A 1,272-nucleotide genomic window follows, 5' to 3' on the forward strand; every position below is an offset into this window, starting at 1 on the left:
AGTTAATACTGCACAATATGTTAAAGGAGTTAAAAAGATACTATATAAAAGGGCCGCCAGGCGTGCTGCAGGTTCAGTGGTAATCTTTTGGGCGATTTGATAAATTAATACTGTAATTCCTGCAATAGTTATTACATTAAAAAAACGTAAAAAATTAGACGAATTAACTAATCGCAATAGCCAGGACTCGTAAATTGATAATCCCAACTGATAAGGCCAACGTTCAAAGTAAGAGTTATTTTGAAAAATAAAATTACCATTTTTTAAAGCTTTGGCTGCAAGATATTGGACATTAAAATCCGATTCAATGGGTGTTTTTAATAACCAAATGGTAATTATTCCTAAGAATAAAGTAAAAAGAAAAATAAAAAGACTAAAATGAGGTAAAGTATTAATCTTGCTACCAGCAACAGCTAAAATTGTTAGTGCAATAAAAATTACTATACCAAAAAGAATATATTGCTTTTTGACAATTAAGACAGAAATTATTGTAAATAAAGTTAAAAATAAAAATAAGCATTTAAAAACCATTATTAAAATGGTTCCTAGTTTAGTTAGTTTATTATTATTATTTGATGTTACCACCGCGATTCCCCCTAGCTTTTTGTATAATGTTTAATTTTTATAAATATTAATTTAAAATATAATACCTTCAGTGTTTGGAGTCATTTTTGACTAAATAAATAAAGCGGGGCAAGTTTTTAAAACGTTTCAGGCGCGAAGGGTGACTTAAAAAGCGATAAAGCCATTCTAAATTAAGTTTTTGAAAAATTTGCGGCGCACGTTTAACACTTCCCGACAATACATCAAAACTGCCGCCGACGCCAATCCAAATTGCGGGACATATATGACGATTACGAGCAATAAATTCTTCTTGTTTAGGGTAACCTAAGGCTACAGCAACAATGTCGGGCTGTAAGGCCTGAATTTCCGCAGCAATTGGCTGTTCTTCCTTAAAATAGCCATCATGAGCTCCTACTAACTGTAAGTGGGGATAACGCTTTTGAATATTAGCCACTGTTTGTTTAATAATAGCCGGTTTTGCTCCTAACAAATAAACTTTAAGTTTTCTATCGTTGGCAATTTCTAGTAAACTAGTAAGTGTATCGAATCCAGTAATTCTTTGCTCAAGGGGCTGTTTAATCATCTGACTAGCTTTGATCACACCAATACCATCTGGAGTTATGAAATCTGCTTGTTTTATCAGATGTTTAAATTGTGGGTGGTCATATGCATAAACGACGATTTCGGGATTAGCAGTTACAATGAAGG

At 32.7% G+C, this 1,272-nt stretch carries 2 protein-coding genes; both read right to left on the reverse strand.

All coding sequences use genetic code 11. From position 1 onward, the window contains the following. A partial coding sequence (locus EQ827_RS08740) for a hypothetical protein (RefSeq protein WP_219912694.1) occupies positions 1 to 585 on the reverse strand: 585 nt, incomplete at its 3' end. A gap of 67 nt (positions 586 to 652) precedes the next feature. Further along, positions 653 to 1,272, reverse strand: a 620-nt coding sequence (locus EQ827_RS08745; RefSeq protein WP_181190591.1) for a WecB/TagA/CpsF family glycosyltransferase, incomplete at its 5' end; no start/stop codon positions are given.

It is taken from the genome of Bombilactobacillus bombi (assembly GCF_013607485.1).
Classification (GTDB): Bacteria; Bacillota; Bacilli; order Lactobacillales; family Lactobacillaceae; genus Bombilactobacillus; species Bombilactobacillus bombi_A.